Origin of the sequence: Herbidospora yilanensis (assembly GCF_001570565.1) — a bacterium.
GTDB classification, from domain to species: Bacteria; Actinomycetota; Actinomycetes; order Streptosporangiales; family Streptosporangiaceae; genus Herbidospora; species Herbidospora yilanensis.
The window spans coordinates 165,729-171,892 of record NZ_BBXE01000015.1 but is presented as its reverse complement, the minus strand read 5'-3'; the positions used below and the strand labels follow the sequence as shown (position 1 = coordinate 171,892).

Annotated in this window: 4 protein-coding genes and 1 tRNA gene; 2 read left to right on the top strand and 3 right to left on the bottom strand. The window is 60.5% G+C overall.

The features are described from left to right. Nucleotides 1-268: 268 nt before the first annotated feature. Both AW273_RS07065 and AW273_RS07060 read left to right on the top strand, forming a co-directional pair. Nucleotides 269-344 (top strand) — tRNA-Arg (locus tag AW273_RS07065). A gap of 666 nt (nt 345-1,010) precedes the next feature. Next, the gene (locus tag AW273_RS07060; RefSeq protein ID WP_198168038.1) at nt 1,011-3,119 is read left to right on the top strand and encodes a GmrSD restriction endonuclease domain-containing protein; all 2,109 of its coding nucleotides are present in this window, start codon (nt 1,011-1,013) and stop codon (nt 3,117-3,119) included. Here the strand turns inward: AW273_RS07060 and AW273_RS36055 are convergent. The 3 genes from AW273_RS36055 to AW273_RS07045 all read right to left on the bottom strand — a co-directional run bounded on the left by AW273_RS36055 (nt 3,098) and on the right by AW273_RS07045 (nt 6,162). After that, nucleotides 3,098-3,961, bottom strand: coding sequence for an abortive infection family protein (locus tag AW273_RS36055; RefSeq protein WP_083949566.1), 864 nt, complete (start codon nt 3,959-3,961; stop codon nt 3,098-3,100). The genes AW273_RS07060 and AW273_RS36055 overlap by 22 nt on opposite strands. 630 nt (nt 3,962-4,591) lie before the next feature. Then, complete coding sequence (locus AW273_RS07050; RefSeq protein ID WP_062346453.1) at nt 4,592-5,983, bottom strand: tyrosine-type recombinase/integrase; 1,392 nt, start codon at nt 5,981-5,983, stop codon at nt 4,592-4,594. Continuing rightward, nucleotides 5,983-6,162, bottom strand: coding sequence for a helix-turn-helix transcriptional regulator (locus AW273_RS07045; protein ID WP_030452043.1), 180 nt, complete (start codon nt 6,160-6,162; stop codon nt 5,983-5,985). The genes AW273_RS07050 and AW273_RS07045 overlap by 1 nt, the downstream gene beginning before the upstream one ends. Nucleotides 6,163-6,164 lie beyond the last annotated feature (2 nt).

Here is a 6,164-nt window from a genome sequence, read left to right as displayed (position 1 = left end):
CGCAGGTACGGGGGGACGCCGAATTCGGTCAGTTCGGCGACGAGTAACCCTAAGGCCAGTACGGCGGGGGCTAGTAGGGCGGCCAGCAGGACTACGGGGCGGAGTGCGCGACTGCCGGGGTGGCGTCCTCGGTTCACGGGGGCGAGCCCATCACCCTTCCCTGGGGGGTGGGGGCGTGGTTGTCTTTGCTTTACCTTCGGGCGGGGGGACTTTGGGGTGTGGTGGGTGGCGCGCGGGGGGCTGTGGTTTCGCTAGGCTTGGGGGGTCGGCTCCCGTAGCTCAGGGGATAGAGCACAGGTTTCCTAAACCTGGTGTCGTAGGTTCGATTCCTACCGGGGGCACCAAACACAAGAGCCCTCACCAGCGGGTATGCCGGTGGAGGGCTCTTTCTTGTGTACGGGTGTGATCGGCTAAAGCTGATCGTTTGCGGGTGTTCTTACCCAGTTCTTACCCACAGTGCAGTCCACTGCGAGTGCCTCCGCGACGCGCTGACGTGCGACGGCGTCTTGCCCAGCTAAGCATTTGGCGCAGATCCGGAGCAGGACCTCGACGCCGTGGCCGGCCCACAAGGCGACTTGGGTTGCGGAGACGCCCGCGTTGAGCCAGGTGGGGACGCAGGCGCCTGGCAGTGAAGCGACCCGGGTCTGGCGGAGGCTCTGATGTTCTCCGGCTTTCGTGGAGTCGCCCTGCGCGACTCGTGTGCCATAGACCCCTCGAGAAGAGGTTGGCATACCGCGCAAGGGCTCCCCTCGAAGTTTCGCTGCAAGGTATTGGCCCTGGTCGCGACCGGACGGCTGTCAGGGACATTGCCCGCAGTCTGGGGATCAGTAAGCAGACGATCTACGTCTGGCCTCTACCCCAACCGCCTACCGCATAGAGTCCAGCAATCCGACTCCACCCAACGCAGGGAACATCGTGATAGTTCTTAAGAACAGAGACGACTTCGTGCTCCCCGGCTAGAGTCAGTGATCAGCTACCTTCCCCCCCACTTGTAGGTGATCATGGCTGCGATGCTATTCAAGGACTCCAGCTACTCCGTTAGCTTTCTGGTCCAGGCCATCGATCTCGGACAGATCGCACTACCCGACATCCAGCGCCCGTTTGTCTGGCAGGCAACCAAGGTCCGATCACTTTTCGACTCGATGTACAAGGGATTCCCAGTCGGATTTCTTCTGTTTTGGGAAACCGATGCTGATCCGGGTGCCAGACAGATCGGCACAGGAAAAGCCATCCCCCGCTATCTAATTGTCGATGGCCAGCAGCGATTGACCTCGCTGTACACGGTGATGCAGGGCAAGGAGGTCCTACGCGAGGACTACTCCACAACCCGCATCCGGATCGCCTTCCGGCCGGCGGACGAGACCTTCGCGGTCACCGACGCGGCCGTCGAGAAAGATCCTGAGTTTATCCCGGACATCAGCACGCTTTGGACGGCAGGCAACTTCCTACAGATAGTGCGGGAATTTCTTGACCGACTGTCAGCCAAACGCAGTCTCGATCAGACTGAGAGTGACCGCCTCGCAGGGAATCTTGGAAAACTGCATGGCATGGACGGATACATATTTAAAGTGATGGAGCTGTCCAGCAACGTCGACGAGGAGCAAGTGGCCGAGGTCTTCGTCCGCATCAACAGCGAGGGCGTGACCCTGAACCAGGCCGACTTCATCCTCACTCTCATGAGCGTTTTCTGGGAGAAAGGGCGCCGGGAACTCGAGGACTTCAGCAGATTCTCCAAGGCGCCAACGCCCAATACCGCCTCCCCCTTCAACTGGTACATCCAGCCGCAGCCCCCGCAAATGCTCCGCGTAACTGTTGCCCTCGCCTTCAGGCGAGCGGTGCTGAAGAATGTCTACACCCTGCTCCGAGGCCGAGATCTGGAGTCAGGGAACCAATCTCCCCAGGGAAGGGAGGCGCAATTCGCGAGACTCGAAGAGGCCCAAGCTCATGTCCTTAACCTCACCAACTGGCATGAGTTCCTTCTCTGTCTGGAACGTGCCGGGTTTCGCAGCAGCAAGATGATTTCCAGCGACAACGCCATCCTGTTTACCTACGCAATGTGGCTCTTCGGCAAGGTCCACTATGGCGTGCCGATTCCGAGGCTTCGCGAGGTCATCGCGCTGTGGTTCTTCATGACGCACACCACCAGTCGCTACTCGGGCTCATTCGAAACCCAAGCAGAGCGTGACTTTGCCCTATTGGACGGCATCGATCCAGGAGACGCGGACGGCTTCTGCGAAGCTCTCGACAGCTTGATCAATAACACGCTGACCAACGACTTCTGGACAATCACACTTCCCAACGGCCTAGCGACCTCAGCCTCGAAATCACCGGCCCTCATGGCCTACATCGCGGCTCTCAACATCCTCGACGCCCCTGCACTCCTCTCTCACATACGAGTCCGCACCCGGCTTGACCCCGCCGTCATCGCGAAGAGAGGAATAGAGCGACATCATCTCTTCCCGCGTAAGCATCTCCGCGGAACACTCCAGATCACGGACACCAGCAAGATCAACCAAATCGCCAACATGGCGCTTGTGGAGTGGCACACAAATATCGCCATCTCCGACAAGGCACCCTCTGAGTACTGGCCTCAGGAGATCGCCGAGGCGAACCTGCCCTCTAACGAGTTGGCCAGGCACACCTACCTGCATGCCCTACCCGAGAACTGGCATGAAATGGACTATCAATCGTTTCTAGCGGCACGTCGTCATCAGATGGCCCAGGTCACGAGGGATGCTTTCATGCTGCTCCGAGACCCGTCCTACCACCCCGAATACCCTGCCCCTGGCAAACTGGAAGCCACGCCGAAGCCGAGTGGCGTCTTCGGGGTCAAGATGTCCGACCTTATCGAACTCGGCCTGCTGGACGTTGGTGCCACTCTCATCGACTACGAGCGCGGAACAGGTGCGACAGCGGTCGTTACTTCAGAAGGAAGGATTGAGCTCGATGGCAAGGTCTTTGATACGCCATCAGGTGCCGCCTGCGCCGCGCTTGATGTGAAGAATTGCAATGGCTGGGAGTTCTGGTACGCAACCACCCCCGAGGGCGAGCTGAAACTCCTCGCTGACTTCCGCGAAGAGTTCGCACAGCACACTGCTCAGCCGGAACCGTCGGATTGATCAGGGGTAGGGAGCGGCCCACCAGGTTCGCTGAGCGCGTCCAGCATGTATGCACACCACGCAATCGCGGCGCGTACAGCGAGACGGCTGTCTCTCGCCGCGATACCGGTCACGGCAGACGTGCTGCCATGACCGTCGCCAACCTTGTTTCGCAAAGTGCCGATCTTGAGTGCGATGTCTCGCAGGTCACCCAAGATGTCTCGCACGATAGGCGACGTGGCCGTGTCGACCTGATCGGGATGTACGCCGAGTACCTCCATGGCCTTCTTGACCAAAGTCGGCACGTTCTGATTACTACCCACAGGCTGCCCCTTTTGAGCGAGAACCGCCTTAGCCGTCGCTTCGATAAGGTTCTTTGCCTTGCCAATCGCCAGGCTGGGATCGCCATCCAGTGACCTTTCTAAACGAGCCAGTTCCACGCGGATCGCCGAAGCATCCAGGAGAACATCCAAGGCGGCTGCGCCCAGAGCGCGGATGGCCGCCATTGGGTCCCCACTGGCATCGAGCGGAAACCCATCAGCGGCCAGACAGTGGCGAAGCCGCACCAACCTGCTCTTGTCCGCCGAAGGCGCCGATTCGTATATCTCGGCCAACGCCACGACTGCACGTAGTACGGCGCTCACCACCCGGGGCTCATCAAGGTCAAGGCCGCGAAGGGTTCGGGACACGTGACTCGCCGTACTGGGAATGATCGTGGCGTCACCATGCCGCATGGCTGGCTTCCTCTGCAGGGTGATGCCAACTGCAGAGAACGCGCGTTCCGCATCACGAGTTGATCGTGCGATGTCCGCGATAGCACCGATGGAATCAGCGCTGAGCAGGGGTAGCTTCGTGTCTTTCATCGGCTTGTATCTTCCTTAGCGTGGCGCAGGGGCTGCGCTCGGGTCGGCTTACCATTGCTATGGTCACGGTCATTCAGCACGAGACATGTGCGGAATGATCTTGCGAACTACATGACCCTGTCAAGCCGTTTACGCAGATCAAGTCATACAACCGGAGCGTGCGACCACCGCACTCCTAACCTGAGTGTCATTGACTGATGCCGTAACGATCACAGACTTCGATGCACGCCGTTCGCGGCGAGGCGCACCGCACGGCCGCATCCAGCGAATTGGTGTCAGAGACCGACTTTCGAGTAATCTTATTTGCGCCAATGCAGAGGAGATCTTGATGTCCCGAGAAAGATGACAACAATCTCCCACGCACACGGACCCACCTCTGCCGTGGCATAGGAAATGATCAGCTCAACCGAGGCCCAGACTCAGCCCGCTACGGCAGGTCAACGGCATAAATCTGCATGAATTGCTCAGTCTTCCTAAACCGGTGCCGTAGATTCGACTCCTACCGGGAGCACCAATCAAAAAGAGCCCTCACCGGTGGTTATACCGGCGAAGGGCTCTTTCTTGTGTCTGACCGTGATCGGCTAACGCTGATCGTTTGCGGGTGTTCTTACTCAGTTCTTACCCACGGGATTAGTCCGCTGTGAGTGCCTCCGCGATGCGCTGACGTGCGACGGCGTCTTGTCCGGTGACGCACTTGGCGTAGATCCTGAGCAGTACCTCGACGCTGTGGCCTGCCCATAGCGCGACTTGGGTTGCGGGGACGCCCGCGTTGAGCCAGGTGGAGACGCACGCATGGCGGAGGTCGTAGGGCCGCTTGGCCAGGGCCGAATCGGACTGGGCCGGGGTCAGGGCTTGCGTGCGGGCTGCGCTCCACGCTCGCCGGTAGGTGACTTGCGACAGTTCATTGCCGCGCACGCCGAAGAAGATGCGGTTATTCGGCCCGTTCGGAAACTCGGTCAGATGCGCGCGGAGGATCGCGGTGAGCGCGGGCGGCGTCGGAACGGTCCTTGAATGACCATCGGGGCGGTGTTTAAGTGAGCGTTCCTCTCGGATTGTGCGCGTGTCGGTCCACTCCCGCCCGGCATAGGGGGCGGCCTTTCTGAAGTGGAGTTCGCCCCAGCCTTCTTCCTCTCCCTCTTTGAGATCGGGGAGGATCACGTTGTCGGTGCGGAGGTTGACCGCTTCCTCGGGACGCAATCCCGCGTAGTACATGACAGCGAAGAACGCCACGAGGCGGGGACCGCTCGGCTGCTGTTGGCGTACGGCGTCCAGGAGTTGGCGGGCCTGGGCGTGATTGATCACGCTGGCTCGGTCGACTTCGTAGGTGCTTTTCGGGGGTTTCCAGTTGAGGGTCTTGAGCGGGTTGTTGTCCAGGAGCTTCAGTTCCACCGCGTAATCGAGTGCGTTGGAGACGATCAGGCGGTGCTTTCTCACGGTGTTCGGCGCGGCGCGGGTGCCGGCCACGGTGGACGTTGCCTTGTCGAGTACGTCACGCATGAGACCTGAGTCGGTCAGGGCTGATATCGGTTTGCTGTGGTCGGCCAGCCATTTCAGCGTGGTGGCCACGTCGCCGGTCGCGGTCTCCCGCTGTTGGGTGTTGAAGGCGTAGCGGTGGAGCGCCGAACGGAGAGCTTTGTCATCCGGCTTGCCCTTCTGCGTCGTGTACATGGCTGGCGTGGCGGCCGTCAGCGCACGGGCGATGACCTGCCGGTAGTTGGCCGATGCGCCTTTCCACTTCATGTCGACGTACTTGCAGAGAAAGGCGTACCAGGTCATTTCCTGCGTCCGTGTCCGGCTCCACGAAACCGGTTCTCCGGTCACCAGGCTGAATGCCTCGCCATTGCGCGCCGCAGTGATCAGGGCGCTGCGGTAGGTCTCGGCCTGGGCCGCCAGAGGAAAGGACTTCCTCCAGATCTTTCGTCCATCCGTCTGCCACTGGACTCGGTAGGACGTGGCCTTTCCTGCCGGGTTCTTCCTGACCTCGGTCTTGAAGACGCGGACCTTGTACGTGGTGTCGGTCATCAGGCGTTGTCCTCTCGGGTGTCGAGCCAGCGGTCCAGGTCGGCACGGCGAATGCGCAGGTCACCGTTGGGGAGCTTGAGGCACTTGGGAGCGCGACCCTTGGCGCGCCAGTCGTAGAAGGTCGAGCGGCTGATCTGGAGTTCGTCGCACAGGTCGGCCAGGGTGAGCATGCGAGGCATCA

Excerpts from the sequence above, each read along its gene's own strand:
- AW273_RS07060 (WP_198168038.1), top strand. The coding sequence starts at position 1,011 with ATGCTATTCAAGGACTCCAGCTACTCCGTTAGCTTTCTGGTCCAGGCC.
- AW273_RS36055 (WP_083949566.1), bottom strand. The coding sequence starts at position 3,961 with ATGAAAGACACGAAGCTACCCCTGCTCAGCGCTGATTCCATCGGTGCT.
- AW273_RS07050 (WP_062346453.1), bottom strand. The coding sequence starts at position 5,983 with ATGACCGACACCACGTACAAGGTCCGCGTCTTCAAGACCGAGGTCAGG.
- AW273_RS07045 (WP_030452043.1), bottom strand. The coding sequence starts at position 6,162 with ATGCCTCGCATGCTCACCCTGGCCGACCTGTGCGACGAACTCCAGATC.